Below are 20,300 nucleotides of genomic sequence, written 5' to 3' on the forward strand. Positions count from 1 at the left end.
GATCGTCCGCTGGACTAGATGCCGCAGTTCGGGGCGCTCCAGGAGTTGCTGGTGCGGATGTCTACGTGGGTGTGGTCGTTGTGGTCCGGGTAGCCGGGGCCGAAGATGCCGCCGAAGCCGTGGTAGCGAGCTTGCTTGGCGAGAGTGCAGAGCGAGGGACTGCCGACCAGGTCCGCGGACCGGCCGTAGAGGTGCTGGCTGTTGCTGGCGCCGCCGACCTGGCTGTTGCAGGAGTAGCTGCGGAAACCGCTGGTGATGTTGAGCGGCTGGTCACCGAGCGCGTGCCGCATCGCCTCCAGGTGCCACATCGTCTCGAGCGCGTTTGCCTTGGTCGCCGCCTCGGACAGCGGACCGCCGTCGTACCCCGATCCGCCACAGCCGTCGTCGAGCTCGGCGTACGTGAAGTGGATCGGCGTGCAGTCGTCGTCCTGCAGCGCATAGATCTTGCTGAACGTGGCCGAACCGGCGACTCCGTCCTGCGTCAGCCCGTAGGCCGCCTGGAATCGCTGCACCGCGGCCTTCGTAGCCGGGCCGAACTCGCCGTCGATCGCCAGGTGCGCGCCGTATCCGGGATAGCCGGAGACCCGGATCTGCAACTGCCGCACGTCCGCGCCGGACATGCCTTCGCTGAGCTGGCGGCCCCACGTGTAGCAGCCGTCCGCGTGAGCGACGGTCGTGGCCACGACTTGTGAGGCGGTGAGGGTCGCCACGAACAGCAGGAGTACGGCGAACAGCCGCGGCAACGGTCGAGTGATGGACATCGGACACCTCCGGGGCGGTGAAGGAATCTGTCCCGGAACAGCATTCCGTCATTTTCCGCCTCTTGGCCAGCGCTCGCGGGAAATTTCCGACACGCAGCCGACTTTCCGACACGGCAGGCAACTTTCCGCAACGGCCAGCCGGTCCAGCAGGATGTGAGCATCGACGACGGAGTCTTGGCGACGGGGGTGACCGCGGTGCACGACGGCACGAACACGTTCGACACGTTCGTCGCCGCGCGCTCGCGGGCCCTGCTGCGGACCGCCTACCTGCTGACCCGCGACCACGCGCTGGCCGAGGACCTGGTCCAGACCGCGCTGGCGAAGGCGTGGTTCCACTGGTCCCAGATCCGCGAGGACAACCCGGAGCCGTACGTCCGGCGAACCCTCGTCACGACGTACTCCTCATGGTGGCGCCGCCGCTGGAACGGCGAGATCCCGACCGAGGAACTGCCCGAGGCCCCGACCGCGGACGGTGAGGACGGACTCGACCTCTGGGACGCCATCGGCCGCCTCCCTCGCCGGCAACGCGCGGTCGTCGTACTGCGCTTCTACGAAGACCTCAGCGAGGCCGAGACCGCCCGGCTGATGGGCAGCTCTGTCGGCACCGTCAAGAGCCAGACCGCCAAGGCTCTCGCCAAGCTCCGCCTCGACCCTTCCCTTGCCACCCCAGCAGATCTGGAGACCCCGTGATGAACCTCCAGGACCTGCGCGACGAGCTCACCACTCGCGCCACCGCCGCCGACCAGCACGCGGGCGACCTGTTGCCCGGTGTGCGGCAGAAGATCCGCCGCACCAAGCAGCGCCGCACCTTCGCCGCACTCGGCGTGGTCGCCGTACTCGCGGCCGTCGCGGCCACCCTCGTCCCCACCATGCGCCCGACGCCACCGGCCGACAACCCACCCGAGGATTACACCCGGGACGGCCTCACGGTCCCCGGAACGGTCGGCAACGACAAGTTGCTCAAGGCGTGGATCGGCGACCGCGGCCAGAGCAGTCTGACGTTCGCGTGGATCCCGACCACCGACTCGATCACCGTCCACGCCAACTGCGAGGCCGCTGCCGGCATGTCCGCGATCCGCTTCCGCATCAACGGCTGGTACCTCGGCGACGCGAGCTGCGACAGCGGCCCGGACTCGTGGGCGATCGACAGCGGCGTCACACTTGCGCCTGACTCGGCCTTTTGGCTGGGCTCCCCGGTCGGCAGGCCGGCCCAGGTCTCCGCCGAGCTGATCGATCTCGAGTCCGGCAAGCCGGCCGGCGAGAGCGGCCGGATCTGGTTCGGCATCTACTCCACCTCGCCCAACCCGCCGAGCAGCAACGGCGCACCGGCACGGTACGCGCCGGTCGACGCGGGCGCGTACCAAAAGGACGGCGTGGTCTACCGGAGGACGATCGGTGGCGATACCTTGGCCGCCGCGAAGGTCGCCGATCCGGGACGCCTCGAGGTGCGGTTCAGCTTCACCTCAACGGGGGCCAAGCTGTCGCTGCGCCCGTTCTGTACGGCGAACGCGGGGTCAGCCGGCGACCGCAACCCGCCGTACACCGTGGAGATGCGTATCGGCCCCAGGCAGCCGTTCACGGCGACCTGCGACGCGAGCTCGACCGACGCCGGGAAAGGCGGCGGCTTCACGATCGCCTCGCCGGCACCGGCTGGGGAACGCGTCGATGTGGTCGCGAAGGTCCTGCCGACCAGCCCGAACCTGGTCGGGATGCCGCCGGACGTCCGGCTGGGTCTGGGCATCTACTTCCAGGGACCGCAGCGGGTCATCGACGGGATGGAACTCCCGGAACAGACGGAGGTGGCGGGCTATCGGTACCGGCTCGCGCAGGTGAAGACCGCTCCTGGCCCGGACCGGCGTCTCGTAGCGGACACCCCGGCGGATCAGCCGTACGTCGTCGCCTATGGAGGCTCGATGCTCGGCACCGGCGAGTTCCGGGCCAGTCTCACGGTTGGCAAGACCGAGACCGGCCTCGGCGTCGCGCCGGACGGCGGCGGCATGGGCATCGGCTGGGACGCACACGGCGCGGCCCCGTCCGAGCGCGCCACCCTGACGATCGCCGAGGGCAAACCCACCAAGGGAACCCTGATCCTGGCGATCTACCTACCGGACTAGAACTGGGCCGGCTTGCTAGACCCAGCTGTGGAGGTCGGCGGCGTCCTTGGTGAACTGCTCGGGTGAGTCGTCCGCGACGAACTCCAGCAGCGCGTTGATCTCGCGCGGCTCGGCGGCGAGGCGGTCGAGGACCGGCCGCCACAACGACTCCCGGGCCGCGAGCGGCAACCGGTTGTTCGACGGCCACCACGAGAACACGTGCACCGTGCTCAGCCACGGCATCAGCGCCTCGAGCTGCTGCAGGCACTCCGCGTCGTCGAGATCGACCGGCGGCTGCCAGTACGTCGTCAGGTTCGGCGCACCGACGTCCAGCAGCAGCGTGATCGTCGAGTCGACCTCGTCGGTGAGCGTGTTGCGATGGAACTCCATCGCGATCTCGATCCCCGCGCCGGCGGCCATGTCGGCGAGCTCGCCGAGTCCGCGGGTCACGGCCATCCGGTCGCCGACGCCAGCGTCCGCCGTACCGACGTTGCCTGCCCAGACCCGGATCCGGCGCGCGCCGAGCGCCTCGGCGGTGGCGACCGCTGAGCGCATCTCCTCGCGATCCACGCTGCCCGCCCGCAGATAGGAGCCGTACGCCGCGACTTGCAGGCCGTGTACCTCGGTCAGGTTCCGGACCCGCTTGGCGTTGACCAGGTTGCCGAGCGGGACGTGCACGTCACCGCCCCATTCGATCGCCGCGAGCCCGGACTTCGCCGCCACCTCCACCACCTGGTCGACCGGCAACTGACGAAACGTCACCGAGACCAGACCGGTCCTCACACTCACGTGCGCCTCCTGGTGTCCACCCCTCCATCCAACCGCATCACACCAGCGGTCTCACATCACGCGTCAGCCGATGGACGGTCCACGCCTGTACACACCGACCTCTTTCTCTCTGGTAACTGCCACTCCGGCCTTGACGGCGACGACCGGAGCGGCCACCGCACCGGCACCGGCGGCAGTACCGGCGGCGGCACCCGCGGCGGCAGCAGGCGCCTGGGACGGTCCACCGGGCGCCTTCCTGACCGCCGCCTCCGCAGCGAACACCACCGCGTGCGCGATGTAGTCCTCGGCACCCCCGGTCCGCTGCGCGTCCATGGCGTGGGTCCGATCGTCAGCGGCCAGCAGCTCCGCCGCCAGCTTTCGCGCCGCCACTGTTTCCGGCCGCGTCTGGTCCTGCTCGACGTGCGGCCGATCATTGCTGTTCAGATAGGCGCTGAACGGCTCCGCTTCAGGACTGTCCTTGTCGCCGACGGTCGCCGCAACCACATCGCGGTGAGCCCCCATCGCCTCCGCTGCGATCGCCTGCCGCACCCGCTGCCCGGCCAGCACGCGATCCTCCGCGGTGAGACTGGCCGAAGCGAGCGCCGTCCGTGTGACGTCGTCGGTCAACTCGTCGATGAGCTTGCCGCGGGCCTGCGCCATCCGATTCCTCCTGTGGTCCGTGAAGTGCGCACAGAGTATCCACGCGGGAGGCCGCGCCCGTCTCACGTCATGAGCAAAGTGCTTGGATGCGGCTGTCGGTCAGGCATAGTCTGAACACCGTGCCAGAACAGCGAAAAGGATTCACCTACGGGTTCGCCGCGTATCTGATCTGGGGCCTGTTCCCGCTGTACTGGAAGCTGCTCGACCAGTCCGGGGCTCTCGAACTGCTGGCCCACCGCGTGCTCTGGTCGCTGGTCACGATCGTGATCCTGGTCGCCGTACTGCGGAAGTTCGCGGCCGTGAAGGCCCTACTGGCGGAACCGCGACGGCGGTGGCCGTTGATCGCGGCTGCGTTCCTGATCTCGGCGAACTGGGGCACCTACATCTGGGGCGTCGGCAACGGGCATGTCGTGGAGACCTCGCTCGGGTACTTCATCACGCCGCTGTTCACGGTCCTGCTCGGCGTCTTCGTCCTCAAGGAACGGCTCCGGCCGGTGCAGTGGACCGCGCTGGGGATCGCGTTCGTGGCCGTCGCCGGGCTGACCGTCGAGAACGGGCGGCCGCCGTGGGTGGCGATCATCCTGACGTTCTCGTTCGGGTTCTACGGGCTGGCGAAGAAGCAGGCCGGCGCCGGCGCGATCGAGGGGATGGCGATCGAGTCCGGCACGGTCCTACCGTTCGCGGTCGCGGGGATCGTCGCCCTCGGGCTGCACGGCGACGCGACGGTCACCCACCACGGGACGGCGTACCTCGTGCTCGTGCTGCTGACCGGGCCGATCACCGCCGTACCGCTGCTGCTCTTCGGCGCCGCGGCGACCCGGGTCTCGATGACGACACTCGGGCTGCTGAACTACATCGCGCCGATCATGCAGTTCATCTGCGGCCTGGTGATCTTCCACGAGCAGATGACGCCGATGCGCTGGGTCGGCTTCGGCCTGGTGTGGGTCGCGCTGGCGCTGTTCACCTTCGACAGCATGCACACGCGCCGCCGCAACCTCGCCCTCGAACGGACCGCGGTCACTGCGTCCGCAGTGTAAGTGTTCACCTGACCTTCACTTGCTCACCGCTTGCCCTCCTTAGGGTCCGGCAGGTGACCAAGTTTCTGCCCTTGATCAGTCAGATCGGCACCCGCCACGGGTCCCGCTCCCTGCGCACCTGCGAGTACAAGTGCGCGAACCAGTGCGACCACCCCGAGCCGAACACGTCCGGCAACGAGCACATCCAGACCGTGATGCGCTCCGCCTTCAGCCGCCGCAAGGTGCTCGCGATCGGCGCGGCCGGCGTCGGCGCCGCCGGCGTCGCCACGCTCGCGGTGAACGCGCCCGCGATCGCCGACCAAACCAGCCGCGGATCCGGCAGCGACGCCTTCCCCGGTTTCGGCCGGCGCGGTGAGCTGACGCACAGCGTCGTACCGCCGAACCGTCAGGACGACATCGTCGTACCGCACGGGTACGACCAGGCCGTGGTCATCGGCTGGGGCGACCCGGTGCTGCCGGGTGCGCCGAAGTTCGACCCGTACAAGCAGTCCGCCGAGGCGCAGGCGCGGCAGTTCGGGTACAACAACGACTACACGATGATCGTGCCGCTGCGCGACGACCGTAAGGCGTTGCTGGTCTGCAACCACGAGTACACCGATGAGAACCTGATGTTCCCGACCGGCAAGTACTCGACCGCCGAGATCGCGAAGATCGGGATGGCTGCGCACGGCATGGCCGTCGTCCAGCTCGAGCGCGTTGGCAGCAAGGGTCAGTGGCGCCGCGACAAGCAGCTGTCCCGCTACAACCGCCGGATCACCGCGTCCACCAGGTTCGAGGTGACCGGGCCGGCGGCCGCGGACGCCCGTGTCGGGAAGGTTGCCTACGGCACCTTCGGGAACTGCTCCGGCGGCGTCACGCCGTGGGGCACGATCCTGTCCGGCGAGGAGAACTTCAACGGGTACTACGACGTGAGCGGCACGGTTCCCGCCGAGCATGTGGATTCCTACAAGCGGTACGGCGTACCGACGACCGTCACCAAGTCCGCGCGGCAGTGGAGCGTCGTCGACCCGCGCTTCGACCTGACCAAGACGCCGACCGAGGTCTACCGGTCCGGCTGGGTGGTCGAGGTCGACCCGTACGACCCGCGGTCGACGCCGAAGAAGCGGACCATGCTCGGTCGCCTCAAGCACGAGGGCGCGACCGTCACGATCACCGCCGACGGGCGGATCGCGGTGTACACCGGCGACGACGAGAAGGGCGAATACCTCTACAAGTTCGTCTCGGCCGGGAAGTACGACCCGAAGAACCGCAAGAACAACTTCGCCCTGCTCGACGAGGGCACGCTGTACGTCGCCAAGTTCACCGGCGACGGCACCGCGGACGGCGTGTACGACGGGATCGGCCAGTGGATCCCGCTGACGTCGGACAAGAAGTCGTACGTCGAGGGCATGTCCGTGCAGGAGGTGCTGATCAACACCCGGGTCGCCGGCGACAAGGTCGGCGCCACCCGGATGGACCGCCCCGAGGACGTGGAGCGGAACCCGGTCAACGGCCGGATCTACGCGGCGCTGACGAACAACGACAAGCGCGGCGGCAGCTTCCCGGTCGACGAGGCGAACCCGCTCGCCGTCTCGCACGTGCGGGAGACGCTGGGCGGACCGCTGGTCGAGAAGGCCGGCAACCGCAACGGATACATCCTCGAGATCACGGAGGAGGGCGACGACGCGGCCAGGACCGGCTTCTTCTGGACCCTGTTCCTGGTGTGCGGCGACCCGGCCGCGCAGGAGACGTACTTCGGCGGCTTCGACAAGTCGAAGGTCAGCCCGATCTCCTGCCCGGACAACGTCGCCTTCGACGGCTCCGGCAACCTGTGGATCTCCACCGACGGCAACGTGCTCGGCTCGAACGACGGCATCTTCACCGTCCCGGTCGCCGGCCCGAACCGCGGGCAGGTCAAGCAGTTCCTCTCCGTACCGTTCGCCGCCGAGGCGTGCGGGCCGCTCGTCTCCGACGACGACAAGACCGCGTTCGTCGCCGTACAGCATCCGGGCGAGACCGACACCGCGACCTTCGAGAACCCCAGCTCGACCTGGCCGCACACCGACAAGTTCCCCCGCCCCGCGATCGCCTGCGTCTGGCGCCACGACGGCGCCCGCGTCGGCAGCTGACCCTCCCGAGGCCCGGCGCTCAGCCGCCGGGCCTCCCCATCTGGCAGAACCGCTGACCTTCAGCGAACGACCGGACCTGGGGAGGATTTCATGCCGATTCGAGCACAAAACCCTCCCCAGATCCGCCGTGCTGCGGCATTCGCCGATCCCGTGGCACCTTCTCCGCGCGGCGTGATGTGCGACACGGGACGTCACAATCTCGGCGGTTGCGGGGTCGTATGGGTGACCGAGGGAGGTCGAGCATGCAGCGTCCTACGAGCAACCTGCGAGCGAGAGTATTTCCCAACCACTGGTCGTTGTTGTTCGGCCAGATCGCCTTCTACAGCTTCGTCGTGATCCTGCTCAGCGGCGTGGTCCTGATGCTGGACTACGAGCCGTCGGCAGAACACGTCGTGTACGACGGGCCGTACGGTCCGCTGCGCGGAACGGAGATGTCGCGGGCGCTGGACTCGACCCTGGCGATCACCTTCGAGACCCGCGGCGGGTTGCTGATCCGCCAGCTCCATCACTGGGCCACGCTGATCATGGTGGCGGCGATCCTCCTGCACCTGCTGCAACTCTTCTTCACCGGCGGCTTCCGGCGGCCACGACGCCTGAACTGGCTGGTGGTTTTCGGCCTGCTGGTCATCACGCTGGGCGCAGCCCTCACCGGCACCTCGCTTCCGGACGACATGGCGTCGGGGACGAGCCTCGCCGTACTCGACGGCGTCCTGCAGGCCACGCCGTTCGTGGGCTCCTCCCTGTCGTCGCTGCTGTTCGGCGGCGAGTTCCCCGGCGACGTGATCTCGCGGTTCTACCCGCTGCACATCGCCGTACTGCCCGCCGCGCTCGTCGTACTCTTCCTTGCGCTCAGGCGGAAAACCGACCAGACCGTCGGAGGCCGCGCGGCGACCATCGCCGTGATCAAGCGCGCCGGCCTGTTCTGCTTCGTCGTCGGGGTCTCACTGGTCATGGCCGCGACGGCGACCATCAACCCGGTGTGGCTGTACGGCCCGGCCGATCCGGCGGACACCTCGGCCGGTGTCGGACCGGCCTGGTACCTCGCCTTCCTGGACGGCTCGCTCCGGCTCGCACCAGGCTGGGAAGTCGTCTGGTGGGAAAGGACGATCAGCTTCGCCGTCCTGTTGCCGGTCGCGATCTGCACGCTGTTCCTCGCGCTCGTCGCGGTCTACCCGTTCATCGAGGAACGGCTGACGGGCGACCGGGAGGAACACCATCTGCTCGAGCGGCCGCGTGCCAATCCGATCCGGACCGGCATCGGTGTCGCGGGCATCGTCTTCTACGGCGTCCTGTGGGCGGCCGCCGGCGCCGACACGATCGCCGTACAGTTCCATCTCTCGTTCAACACGCTGCTGCGGGTGTTCCAGATCCTCCTGATCCTCGGCCCGCCTGCGGCGCTACACATCACCCGCCGCATCTGCCTGGGCCTGCAGCAACAAGACACCGAGATCGCGACGCACGGTATCGAGACCGGCCGGATCGTCCGGCGTCCCGACGGCGGGTACGTCGAGGACCACCGCCCGCCGACCCGTCAGCTCATGCCGAGGTGACGAGCTCGTTGGTGCCACCGTGGATCCGCCCGCTGGTCGTCGACAGCGGGCGGGCACTCGCCGCGCTACGGGTCGCGATGATCTCGGCCGCGATCGAGATCGCCGTCTCCTCGGGCGTCCGGGCGCCGAGGTCCAGCCCGATCGGCGAGGTCAGCCGGGCCAGCTCGTCCTCGGTCACGCCGGCGGATCGCAAGCGGGCCAGTCGATCTGCGTGGGTGCGTCGCGAGCCCATCGCGCCGATGTAGCCGGCGTCCGTCCGCAAGGCCAGTTCCAGCAGCGGTACGTCGAACTTCGGATCGTGGGTCAGCACGCACAACGCCGTACGGCGATCGACCTGGTCGAGTGCACCGGCCAGGAAGCGGTGCGGCCAGTCGACCACGACCTCGTCCGCCTCGGGGAACCGTGCCCGGGTGGCGAACACGCCACGGGCGTCGCACACCGTCACGTGATAGCCGAGGAACTTGCCGACCCGTGCCACGGCGGCCGCGAAGTCGATCGCCCCGAACACGAACATCCGCGGCGGCGGGGTGAACGCCTGCACGAACACCGACACCTCGGTACGCCGGCATTCCCCGTGCGCGCCGTACTGCTTGATCGCGGTGGAACCGTTGCCGAGCATCGCCACCGCGTCCTCGACCACCGCCGCGTCCAGCCCCGGATCACCCAGGCTGCCGCTGACCCCGTCGAGCTCGACGACGAGCCGCCGCCCCAGGTCCTCCCCCGCCGTGACCACGGTCGCGACGGCGATCGGCCGGCCGGACTCGATCGCAGCGGCCACCGTCTCGAACTCCGCGAACGATGCCCGATCGATTGGCTCCACCAACACCTCGATCACGCCACCGCACGTCAGGCCGATCGCGAACACGTCGTCGTCGGACACGCCGTACCGGCGGACCGTCGGTGCGCCCGTCCGGATGACCTCCTGCGCCACGGCGTACACGTCGGCCTCGACGCACCCACCGGACACACTGCCCACCGCCACACCGTCGCCGGACACCGCCATCGCCGCGCCAGGCCGGCGAGGAGCCGAGCGGAACGTGTCGATCACCGTAGCGAGTGCGAACCGCTCTCCGTACCAAGGGCGGAGGTGCGCGAGGACGTCACGCACCCATGTCCTCCGCGCCCGCCTTGACCGCTTCGCGGATCCGCGAGTACGTACCGCAGCGGCAGATGTTGCGCAGCTCGTCGAGGTCCGCGTCGGTGATGTCGCGGCCCTCCGCCCGGGCCTGCTTGACCTTGGCGACGGCCGCCATGATCTGGCCGGGCTGGCAGTACCCGCACTGCGCGACGTCGTACTTCAGCCAGGCCTCCTGCATCGGGTGCAGGTCCTTCCCGACCGTCGCCGGCAGCCCTTCGATGGTGGTGACCTCGTCGGCCGGCTCGATGTCCTTCACCTGCACCGAGCACGGATTGAACGCCTTGCCGTTGATGTGCGAGGTGCACGACTTGCACACCTCCAGCGCGCACCCGTACTTCGGGCCGGTGACGCCGAGCAGGTCCCGGAGAACCCACAGCAGCCGGACGTTGTCCTCGGCCTCGACGCTGATCTGCTTGCCGTTGAGCTTGAAAGTGTGCGTAGGCATGGATTCCTCAGAACGTGTGGTCGAGGCCGTCGGTCGGCGACTGCGGGGTGGACGGCTGCACCGGCAGCGGCTCGAAGCTGAGCTTGCCGTGGTTGATCGGGAAGTACGTCGGCATCGTCCCGGTCGCCCGCGCATAGGCACACGCGATCGCGGCGAACGCCGGCGCCACCGCCAGCTCACCGGCACCGCTCGGGCTCTCGCTCGTGTTCGGCATGATCACCACCTGCACGTCCAGCGGCGAGTTCCACTGCCGGGTGTAGAAGTAGTTGTCCCAGCTGCCTTCCAGCGGGATGCCGTCTTGATGTGCAGGCTGGACGTCAGCGCCAGCGCGATCGCGTCCTGCAGACCGCCGAACATCTGCGCCTCCAGACCACGCGGGTTGATGCAGAACCCGGGATCGACGACGATCACCGCCTTGGTCACCCGCGGACCGGTCACGCCTTCGCCCTCGACCGGCCGGTTCACCGTCTCCGGCCGGCAGTCGATCTCGACCAGCGTCGCGACGGCCGCCCGGTACTCCGAGTGCACACCGACACCCTGCGCCGTACCCTTCGGCATCGCCTTGCCCCATTCGCCGACCTCGGCCGCCTTGTTCAAGACCGCGAGCAAGCGCTGGTCCTTGAGGAAGTTGCGGCGGAACCGGACCGGGTCCTGGCCCATCTTCGCGGCGAGCTGGTCGACCACCAGCTCCTCCGCGCAGACCACGTTCGGCGAGTAGATGTTGCGCATGCTGCCGGTGTTGAACTTCAGAGGGATCTCGTTGAGCAGCTGCGTCGTGACACCGAAGTTGTACGGCGACGACTGGGTGAGCGCGAAGATCGTCTCGGCGAACGACAGGTTGCCGCCGACCGGGATATCCGCGGCGAACGCGGTGATCATCTCGCCGAGGCCGTGACCGAAGTCGGTTTCCACACTGGTATGGCGCTGCTCGTAGGTCAGCACGTTGCCGGCCAGGTAGTTCACCCGGACGCGGGACGTGCTCATCGGGTGCGTCCGACCCTGGCGGAAGTTGTCGGTGCGGGACCAGGACAGCTTGACCGGCTTGCCCATCTTCTGCGAGATCTCCGCCGCCTCGGCCGCCACGTCGTGGAACAGATGCCGGCCGAACGAGCCACCGCCCTGGATGACGTGCACCTTGACCGCGTCGATCGGCAGGCCGAGCTGCTTGGCGATGTCCTCCTGGGCGACGATCGGCACCTTCAGGCAGGACCAGATCTCGGCGCTGTCCGGGCGGACGTCCGCGATCGCGCAGTCCGGCTCGAGCGGACTGTTGCTGGCGAACGCGAACACGAACTCGGCGTCGATCGTCTTCGTCAGCAACGGCAGCGCCGGAGCGGCCATCGGCAACTGGGCCGCACGCAGCTTCGCCAGCACGGTGGCGTCGGACTCGCCGTCCACCGTGCCCGGGCCCCAGGTCGCGTCGACCTTCTGGATCGCGTCGATGCACTGGCCGAACGTCTCGCCCCTGATCGCGACACCGTGGGTGATGCCAACGACATCGGTGATCCCGGGCATCGCCCGCAGCGCCGCGAGGTTGTTGATCGACCGCAGCGTCCCGTTGATCGTCGGCGGCCGTGCCACCATCGTCGGCTTGGCACCCGGGACGTTCAGGTCCATCGCGAACTGCTTGCGCCCGGTGACGATGTCGTGGGCGTCGACGCGGTTCCGCGGCTTTCCGAGGACACTGAACTCGGACGGTGACTTGAGCTCGGCGGACACCGTGATCGTCTTCGCGGTCGCGGCGAGCTCGGCCAGCGAGCCGTACGTCGCCGTACGGCCGCTCGGACCGCTCAACACACCCTTGCGCGTGGTCACCTGGCCGGCCTCGACGCCCCAGTGCGTCGCGGCCGTCTCCACCAGGCGCTGCCGGGCGATCGCGGCGGCCGTCCGCACCGGGACGTACATGCTGCGCATCGAGTTCGAGCCGCCGGTCAGCTGGTTCATCAGCAGCTCCGGCCGTGCGTCGGCGAGCGCGATCTCGACCTTGTTCATCGGGAGATCAAGCTCTTCGGCGACCATCATCGCGAACGCGGTCGTGATGCCTTGACCGACCTCGGCCCGCGGTACGGCGAAGTACGCGGTGCCGTCGGACTTCAGCTGGACCGTGATGAGCCCCGATGTCGGTGCCGCGGCGAGGTTCTGCAGGTCGCCGAGGTCGAAGACGTCCGCCGGCTGCGGCACCGAGGGAACCGCCGCATCGGCCGCGCGCGGGTCGGACTCGTTGGTCAGCCAGCTCACGCCGACCGCGAGAGTGGGCGCGGCAATCAGGTATCCGAGAACCTTGCGCCGGCCCAGCAGACCGCGTCTGTCGGCCGGTCGGTCGCTTGGTCGATCCAACGAACGACGATGTTCGGCCATGAAGGTTCCTCCGTGCTCGAGCAATGCTGGGAACGCAGTCTGGCACCGTCATCGGCGCGGCGGCATGGCCACGATGCCCACGTTTTGCGCGGTCTCACTGTGCACAACGCACAGCCCGGCACTTCGGTCACGCAGAGGGCGGCGGGAACAGTCTGAAAGCACGCAACGCAAGGCCGAGCTCCAAGTGGAAGCCTTCGTCGCTGAGGTTACGGCCGGTGATCTGATGGACCCGGTGCAGGCGGTTGATGACCGTATTGCGGTGACAGTGCGCTAGATCGGCGGTACGACGTACGGAACCCGCCGCGAGCACCCACTTGTCCAAGGTGTCGAGCAACAGTTCGCGTTCGGGCGCGGGTACTGTCATCAGCGGCAACAGCCAGTGCTGCACGAGCTGCTCGGCCAGCTCCGGTGCACTGAGCAACAACGCCTCGGGAAGCCGTTCGGTCAGCGCCGCTACGTCGATCTGACCGGCCGGAAGCGTATGCCGGGCCAGCATCGCCTGCCGGTACGCGACATTCACCTCGGCCAGACCGGAGACAACGCCGGACAGACCGGCCGGTGCGTGGACGACGTCACGCAGCGTGCGGAGCACCGTGACCGGGGATTCCGTGCCCACAGCAAGCAAACCGACCACGGTCTGTGGACGGACCTGCCAAGCGGAAGCGATCCGGAGGCCCGCAAAGCGCCGTACCAACAAGGATGTCGTGCACTCGTCGTCGATCAGGTTGTCGATGGCCACCACCGCGTAGCCGCCGTTCACGGGCACGTCGAGGACGGTGGCCGCCTCCTGGATGAAGGCCCGATCCTTCCCCGGGCCGTGCAGCAGGCCTTCCCAGAGGGTCGATCTACGGCGCTCGTCCGCGCGGACGAGTTGCCGTTCGGCGGCGTGATAAGCGGCCGCGACCTGCGACGACGTTCGGTCGACGACCTCCCAGACCTTGCTCGCGACATCCAGCAACGCCTCGGAGTCGACCACGCCCTGCACACGGGCCTCGTCGATCAACGCCTCCCACACCAGCCGCCCGCCGAGCCGGAACGACTTCAGGACGTCGTCCAGCGGCATCCGCTGCTCCGCCCGCCGCCGCCCGGTCGCCTGCGCCGCGTCGAAGTGATCGTCGTTGTCGGCAATCATCCGCACGACGCGAGCAACGTTGTCATGACACGACCGCCACAGATCCTGCTGCGGGACCGCACCCATCTCGCGATACGCCGGGTTCTGCTCGTAGATCGTCTCGACCAACGCATCGGTCAACGCCGGCAGATGCAGCAACACACTCTCGGCCAACGCCTCGACCGTCAGCCCCACCACCGGCAACGCAACATCCCGCTCACCCATAGTCGGCACAGCATCGCACACAGTCGCCGTACCGGACAGACCTCGCGTCAGACCGAGCGGGTGGCTACCAGGTCGCAGAGGGTGTCGAGGGCTTGTCGGCCGGGGCCTTCGGGGAGGGTGGTGAGGAGTTTGCGGGCGTCGGCTGCGCGGCGGCGTACGTCGTCTTCGGCCTGGCGGAAGGCGGCGTGGGAGCGGAGCAGGTCCAGGGTTTCCGAGAGGCGCTCGTCGTCGGAGAGGTCGGAGTCCAGGAGGTCCAGGAGACGGGCGTCCGTGGGATCGCTGGGGTCCGCCTGGGCGCGGAAGATCAGGACCGGAAGGGTCGGCACGCCCTCGCGGAGGTCGGTGCCGGGAGTCTTGCCGGACTGGCCGGACTCGGACGCGATGTCGAGCAGGTCGTCGGCGAGCTGGAAGGCCACGCCGATCTCCTCGCCGAACGCCCGCAGCGACTCCTGGATCTCCTCGGACGCACCGGCGTACCGGGCGCCGAAGAGGGCGGACGTCGCGATCAGTGAGCCGGTCTTGTCGGCGACCACCGACAGGTAGTGCTTGAGCGGATCCTGGCCTTCGCCGACGCCCATCGTCTCGCGGATCTGACCCTCGACCAGCCGGCCGAAGGTGCGGGCCTGGATCCGGACCGCTTCCGGGCCGAGATCCGCGACCAGGTCCGACGCCCGGGCGAACAGCCAGTCACCGGACAGAATCGCGACCGAGTTGTCCCACCGCGCGTTCGCCGTCGACGAGCCCCGCCGCAGCGCGGCCTCGTCCATCACGTCGTCGTGGTGCAGCGTCGCGACGTGGGTGAGCTCGACGACGACCGCCGCCTTCACCACCTCGTCGGACGCGACGTCAGCGCCGAACTCGGCCCCGAGCAGCACCAGCAACGGCCGGAACCGTTTGCCACCGGCAACCATCACGTGCTGGGCGGCCGCGGTGACGAACGGCGCCTCGGACTGGGTCGCGTCGAGCAGCGCCTGCTCCACACGCTCCAGCCCAGCACGAACCCGGGACTCGAGCGCCGCATCGGCGAACTCGAATCCCAGGCTCTCGGCCGGCAGCGGGGTCGGACTCAACGGATGAACTCACCAGCTCGGGCCGCCAGGTCGAGCACCGGTCCGGGAACCAGACCGAGAACCACCGTGGCGGCAAGACCCAGGGCGACCGCCGACGTGGTCTGCCAGCCCGGCAGCGCCACGTCCGGCGCGTCGGCCGGCAGGTCGGAGAAGAACATCAGCACGATCACGCGGACGTAGAAGAACGCGGCGACCAGGCTGGACAGGACAGCGACGACGACCAAAGGCCAGGCGCCACCGGTCCACGCCGCGCTGAAGACCGCCCACTTGCCGGTGAAGCCAGCGGTCAGCGGGATACCGGCGAAGGACAGCAGGAAGAACGCGAAGATACCGGCCAGCAGCGGCGACTTCTTGCCCAGGCCCGCCCAGCGGGACAGGTGCGTCGCCTCGCCGCCCGCGTCGCGCACCAGCGTGACGACCGCGAACGCGCCGATGGTCGGGAAGCCGTACGAGACCAGGTAGAACAGCACCGCCTGCGTCGAGGTGATGCCGGTGTGGACGCCGCTCCCGGCCTGCGCGAGGCCGACGAACGCGGTCAGCAGGAAGCCCGCGTGCGCGATCGACGAGTACGCCAGCATCCGCTTCACGTCGGTCTGGGTGATCGCGACGATCGAACCGACGACCATGGTGAGGATCGCGATGATCCACATCATCGGCGCCCAGTCCCAGCGCGAGCCGCCGAGCGCGACGTAGAAGACCCGCATCAGGCCGACGAACGCGGCGATCTTGGTGCAGGCCGCCATGAACCCCGTGACCGGCGTCGGCGCGCCCTGGTACACGTCCGGTGTCCAGGAGTGGAACGGTACGCCGCCGACCTTGAACAGCAGGCCGACACCCAGCAGGCCGGTGCCGGCGAGCAGGATGGTGTCGCTGCCGGTGTCCGAGCTGAGCGCGTCCGCGATCCCGCCGAGCGACATCGTGCCGGCGTACCCGTAGAGCAGCGCGATCCCGAACAGCAGGAACGCCGACGAGAACGCACCGAGCAGGAAGTACTTCATCGCGGCTTCCTGCGAGATCAGCCGGCGACGGCGCGCCAGACCGCACAGCAGGTACAGCGGCAGCGAGAAGACCTCGAGCGCCACGAACAGCACGAGCAGGTCGTTCGACGCCGCGAACAGCATCATGCCGCCGACCGCGAACAGCGTCAGCGGGAAGATCTCGGTGTGCTCGACGCGCGCCGCCGTACCCTCGCGCTCGGCATCGGAGCCCGGTACGGCGGCCGCTTGGCCGGCGAACGCGGACAGGCCGCCGTCGATCGAGCGCTCCGCGAACAGCAGCACGCTGATCAGGGACAGTGCCAGCAGGATCAGCCAGGTGAACAGCGCCGGACCGTCGACCGAGATCGCACCCTGAGCGGCGAGCAGTTCCTTCTTGTCGTTCATCAGGATGCCGGTCAGCACACCGGACACGACCACGGCGACCACCGTGATCGCCAGCTGCACCAGGTGCCGCAACGGCCGCGGCAGGAACGCCTCGACCAGGACGCCGACGCACGCCGCGCCGAACACGACGAGCAGCGGAGCCAGCTCGTTGTACTCGATCTTGGGCGCCGTGAAGTCCGCCACCGGCAGCAACATCGCGCTCACTTCTGTCCCTCCGTCACGGGGATCTGCGGTGCCTTGTCGGTCACGCCGACCCGCTGCATGGTCTCGTCGACCGCGGGCTTGATGATGTCCACGATCGGCTTCGGGAAGATCCCGAGGCCGATGATCAGGACCACGAGCGGCGCGATCGCGAGGATCTCACGCCCGGTCAGGTCCTTGAGCTTCTCGATCCCGTCGCGGACCGGACCGGTCATCGTGCGCTGGTACATCAGCAGGATGTACAGCGCGGCCAGCACGATACCGAGGACGGCGATCACCGCGATCACCTTGTGCCGGCTGAACGTCCCGGCCAGCACCATGAACTCGGAGATGAACGGCGACAGACCGGGCAGCGCCAGGCTGGACAGGCCCGCGAACAAGAACGTGCCGGCCAGCACCGGGGCGACCTTCTCCACCCCGCCGTAGTCGGCGATCCGCGCGGAGCCGCGCCGGGAGATCAGGTACCCGGCGACCAGGAACAGCGCCGCGGTGGAGAGACCGTGGTTGAACATGTACAGCGTCGACCCGGTCAGGCCCTGCGACGTCAGCGCGAAGATGCCCATCACGATGAAGCCGAAGTGCGAGATCGACGTGTACGCGATCAGGCGCTTGATGTCGGTCTGGCCGATCGCCAGGAGCGCGCCGTACAGCACCGAGATCAGCGCCAGCACCAGCACCACCGGGGTGGCCCACTCGGACGCGTTCGGGAACAGGCCCAGACAGAACCGGATCATCCCGAAGGTGCCGATCTTGTCCAGGATGCCGACCAGCAGCACCGACGTACCCGGCGTCGCCTCACCGGCCGCGTCCGGCAGCCAGGTGTGGAACGGCACCATCGGCGCCTTCACCGCGAAGGCGAAGAAGAAGCCGAGGAACAGCCAGCGTTCGGTGTTCTGGCTGATGTCGAGCTTCATCAGGTCGCTCAGCAGGTACGACGGCTCACCGGCCTTGGCCGAGACGACGTACAGGCCGACGACCGACGCCAGCATCAGCAGACCGCCGAGCAGCGAGTAGAGCAGGAACTTCACCGCGGCGTACGAACGCTGCGGGCCGCCGAAGCCGCCGATCAGGAAGTACATCGGGATCAGCGTGGCCTCGAACAGCACGTAGAAGAGGAACACGTCGGTGGCGGAGAACACGCCGATCGACAGCGCCTCGAGGCCCAGGATCCAGGCGAAGAAGGACTTCTCCGACCAGCGGCCGTGCTGTGCGTCGTTCCAGGACGCGATCATCACGATCGGCGTCAGCAGCGCGGTCAGGACCACCAGCACGATGCCGACACCGTCGAGACCGAGCGCGTAGTGCGCGCCGAAGGCCTTGATCCAGGTGTGCGTCTCGGCGTAGTCCTCGCCGCCGTTGCGGTGGTAGCCGATCGCGACGATCGCGGTCAGCACCAGCGTCACGAGCGAGAACCCGAGCGCGACCTGCTTGGCCGTCAGCGCTTTCGCCGTCGGCACCAGCATCGTCGCGATGGCCCCGACGAACGGCAGGAGCAGTAACAGGGTCAGCCAACCGATGTTCACGACAACCTCACCGCGAGGAGGGCGACGACCACGAATGCGGCGCCGAAGACCATGCTGAGTGCGTACGAACGGACGAAGCCCGTCTGGAACCGGCGGAGCCGGCCGGACAGACCGCCGAAGAGTGCGGCCAGGCCGTTGACCAGACCGTCGACGCCCCGGTTGTCGAGCCAGACCAGCGTCCGGGTCAGGTACTGCCCGGGCCGCATCAGGACCGCCTCGTTCAGCGCGTCGCCGTACAGGTCCCGGCGGGCGAAGACCGTGACCGGCGAGCCGGCGGGCGCCTCCCGCGGGATGTCCCGGCGGTACTTGAGCACCGCGATGACGATGCCGACGGCAACCACCGCGAGGGTGATCAGCGTCATCACCAGGGCACTCACCGGCGGGTGCTCCTCCTCGTGACCGACGATCGGCTCCAGCCAGTCGACGATCCAGTGCCCCGCGAAGTACAGCGCGCCGCCGCCCAGCGACAGGGCCGCCAGGATGATCAGCGGCCAGGTCATCACGGCCGGCGACTCGTGCGGGTGCACGTCCTCGGCCCAGCGCTTCTTGCCGAAGAACGTCATCAGCATCACCCGCGTCATGTAGAACGCGGTGATACCGGCGCCGAGCAGCGCGCACAGACCGATCACCGTGTTGTCCGCGAACGCGGCCTCGATGATCTTGTCCTTGCTGAAGAAGCCGGCGAACGGCGGGATGCCGAGGATCGCCAGGTAGCCGAAGGCGAAGGTCGCGAAGGTGACCTTCATCGACGTCCGCAGGGCGCCGTAGTGGCGCATGTTCACGTCGTCGTTCATGCCGTGCATGACCGAGCCGGCGCCGAGGAACATGTTCGCCTTGAAGAAGCCGTGCGTGAGCAGGTGGAAGATCGCGAACACGTACCCGGCCGGGCCGAGGCCCGCGGCGAGCATCATGTAGCCGATCTGGCTCATCGTCGAACCGGCCAGCGCCTTCTTGATGTCGTCCTTGGCGCAACCGATGATCGCACCGGCGAGCGCGGTGACCGTACCGACGATCACCACCGCGGTGGACGCGGCGTCGGTGACCTCGTAGATCGCGTGCGACCGGACCACCAGGTAGACGCCGGCCGTGACCATGGTCGCCGCGTGGATCAGCGCCGACACCGGGGTCGGGCCCTCCATCGCGTCCAGCAGCCAGGACTGCAGCGGCACCTGCGCGGACTTACCGCAGGCAGCCAGCAGCAGCATCAGGCCGAGCAGCGTGGCCCAGGTCTTCGAGACGTGCTCGGCGCCGGCGTTCACGGTCGTGAAAGCGGACGAGCCGAACAGCGCCCACATGCTCATCACCGCGAGCGAGAGGCCGATGTCACCGACCCGGTTCACCACGAACGCCTTCTTCGCGGCGACCGCGGCCGAGTTCTTGTGCTGCCAGAAACCGATCAGCAGGTACGACGCCAGACCGACGCCCTCCCAGCCGACGAAGACCAGCAGGTAGTCGGCCGCGAGCACCAGCAGCAGCATCGAGGCGATGAACAGGTTCAGGTAGCCGAAGAACCGCCGCCGGCGGGGGTCGTGCTCCATGTAGCCGATCGAGTAGATGTGGATCAGCGAACCCACACCGGTGATCAGCAGCACGAACAGGATCGACAGCGGGTCGATCAGCAGCGTGAAGTCGACCTTGATCTGGCCGACCGAGAACCACTCGAACAGCCGGACCGTCTCGGACCGCTCCTCGCTCGCCCGGCCCCGCATCTGGAAGAACAGCACGACGCCGAAGGCGAAGGAGATCACCGGCGCCAGCGTGCCCAGCAGGTGACCCCACGCGTTGGTGGCCTTGCCACCGAGCAGCAGGATCGCCGCGGACAAAGCCGGTACCGCGACCAGCAGCCACGTCAGCTCATGACTCATCGGTT

General features: G+C 68.4%; 17 protein-coding genes. 5 read left to right on the plus strand and 12 right to left on the minus strand.

From position 1 onward, the window contains the following. Positions 1-14: 14 nt before the first annotated feature. Positions 15-761, minus strand: a complete 747-nt coding sequence (locus EV137_RS30450; protein ID WP_134008093.1) for a D-Ala-D-Ala carboxypeptidase family metallohydrolase — start codon at positions 759-761, stop codon at positions 15-17. 153 nt (positions 762-914) lie between these two features. Between EV137_RS30450 and EV137_RS30455 the strand changes: the two genes are divergently transcribed. Then, positions 915-1,451 carry a SigE family RNA polymerase sigma factor gene (locus tag EV137_RS30455; protein ID WP_311136387.1) on the plus strand — a complete coding sequence of 179 codons (537 nt, stop codon included), beginning with the start codon at positions 915-917 and terminating at the stop codon, positions 1,449-1,451. After that, positions 1,451-2,875, plus strand: coding sequence for a hypothetical protein (locus EV137_RS30460; RefSeq protein ID WP_134131661.1), 1,425 nt, complete (start codon positions 1,451-1,453; stop codon positions 2,873-2,875). Before EV137_RS30455 ends, EV137_RS30460 begins: the two co-directional genes overlap by 1 nt. A 15-nt stretch (positions 2,876-2,890) precedes the next feature. Here EV137_RS30460 and EV137_RS30465 read toward each other — a convergent pair whose 3' ends face one another. Further along, positions 2,891-3,643: a sugar phosphate isomerase/epimerase family protein gene (locus EV137_RS30465; protein ID WP_134131662.1), complete on the minus strand. Its 753-nt coding sequence runs from the start codon at positions 3,641-3,643 to the stop codon at positions 2,891-2,893. Positions 3,644-3,706: 63 nt separating this feature from the next. Further along, complete coding sequence (locus EV137_RS30470) at positions 3,707-4,282, minus strand: hypothetical protein (RefSeq protein ID WP_134131663.1); 576 nt, start codon at positions 4,280-4,282, stop codon at positions 3,707-3,709. Positions 4,283-4,401: 119 nt separating this feature from the next. Between EV137_RS30470 and rarD the strand changes: the two genes are divergently transcribed. The 3 genes from rarD (at position 4,402) to qcrB (ending at position 8,977) form a co-directional block, all read left to right on the plus strand. Next, positions 4,402-5,319 (plus strand): EamA family transporter RarD, encoded by a 918-nt coding sequence (rarD, locus tag EV137_RS30475; RefSeq protein WP_134008085.1) that lies wholly within the window; start codon positions 4,402-4,404, stop codon positions 5,317-5,319. Positions 5,320-5,372: 53 nt separating this feature from the next. Continuing rightward, entirely contained in the window at positions 5,373-7,427 is a 2,055-nt protein-coding gene (locus EV137_RS30480) for a PhoX family protein (protein WP_134131664.1), read from the plus strand. A 242-nt stretch (positions 7,428-7,669) separates the two neighbouring features. Then, positions 7,670-8,977 (plus strand): cytochrome bc1 complex cytochrome b subunit, encoded by a 1,308-nt coding sequence (gene qcrB / locus EV137_RS30485; RefSeq protein ID WP_134131665.1) that lies wholly within the window; start codon positions 7,670-7,672, stop codon positions 8,975-8,977. Here the strand turns inward: qcrB and EV137_RS30490 are convergent. The 9 genes from EV137_RS30490 to nuoL form a co-directional block, all read right to left on the minus strand. After that, positions 8,964-10,085: an XdhC family protein gene (locus EV137_RS30490; RefSeq protein ID WP_134131666.1), complete on the minus strand. Its 1,122-nt coding sequence runs from the start codon at positions 10,083-10,085 to the stop codon at positions 8,964-8,966. The genes qcrB and EV137_RS30490 overlap by 14 nt on opposite strands. Further along, entirely contained in the window at positions 10,078-10,560 is a 483-nt protein-coding gene (locus tag EV137_RS30495; protein ID WP_134008077.1) for a (2Fe-2S)-binding protein, read from the minus strand. The genes EV137_RS30490 and EV137_RS30495 overlap by 8 nt, the downstream gene beginning before the upstream one ends. Positions 10,561-10,567: 7 nt before the next feature. After that, on the minus strand, positions 10,568-10,774 hold the full coding sequence (locus EV137_RS41605) for a hypothetical protein (RefSeq protein WP_238175644.1): 207 nt from the start codon (positions 10,772-10,774) through the stop codon (positions 10,568-10,570). Positions 10,775-10,776: 2 nt separating this feature from the next. Further along, positions 10,777-12,897, minus strand: a complete 2,121-nt coding sequence (locus EV137_RS30500) for a molybdopterin cofactor-binding domain-containing protein (protein WP_238175645.1) — start codon at positions 12,895-12,897, stop codon at positions 10,777-10,779. A 148-nt stretch (positions 12,898-13,045) separates the two neighbouring features. Then, positions 13,046-14,254, minus strand: a complete 1,209-nt coding sequence (locus EV137_RS30505; protein ID WP_134131667.1) for a PucR family transcriptional regulator — start codon at positions 14,252-14,254, stop codon at positions 13,046-13,048. 47 nt (positions 14,255-14,301) lie between these two features. Further along, the gene (locus tag EV137_RS30510) at positions 14,302-15,324 is read right to left on the minus strand and encodes a polyprenyl synthetase family protein (RefSeq protein ID WP_134008070.1); all 1,023 of its coding nucleotides are present in this window, start codon (positions 15,322-15,324) and stop codon (positions 14,302-14,304) included. Further along, the gene (gene nuoN / locus EV137_RS30515; RefSeq protein WP_134131988.1) at positions 15,321-16,901 is read right to left on the minus strand and encodes an NADH-quinone oxidoreductase subunit NuoN; all 1,581 of its coding nucleotides are present in this window, start codon (positions 16,899-16,901) and stop codon (positions 15,321-15,323) included. Before nuoN ends, EV137_RS30510 begins: the two co-directional genes overlap by 4 nt. Before the next feature lie 5 nt (positions 16,902-16,906). Then, a complete protein-coding gene (locus EV137_RS30520; RefSeq protein WP_134131668.1) occupies positions 16,907-18,430 on the minus strand; it encodes an NADH-quinone oxidoreductase subunit M in 1,524 nt (507 codons plus the stop codon). Further along, the gene (nuoL, locus tag EV137_RS30525; RefSeq protein ID WP_134008066.1) at positions 18,427-20,295 is read right to left on the minus strand and encodes an NADH-quinone oxidoreductase subunit L; all 1,869 of its coding nucleotides are present in this window, start codon (positions 20,293-20,295) and stop codon (positions 18,427-18,429) included. Before nuoL ends, EV137_RS30520 begins: the two co-directional genes overlap by 4 nt. Between the last annotated feature and the right edge of the window lie 5 nt (positions 20,296-20,300).

This window comes from Kribbella pratensis (genome assembly GCF_004366075.1).
Taxonomy (GTDB): domain Bacteria; phylum Actinomycetota; class Actinomycetes; order Propionibacteriales; family Kribbellaceae; genus Kribbella; species Kribbella pratensis.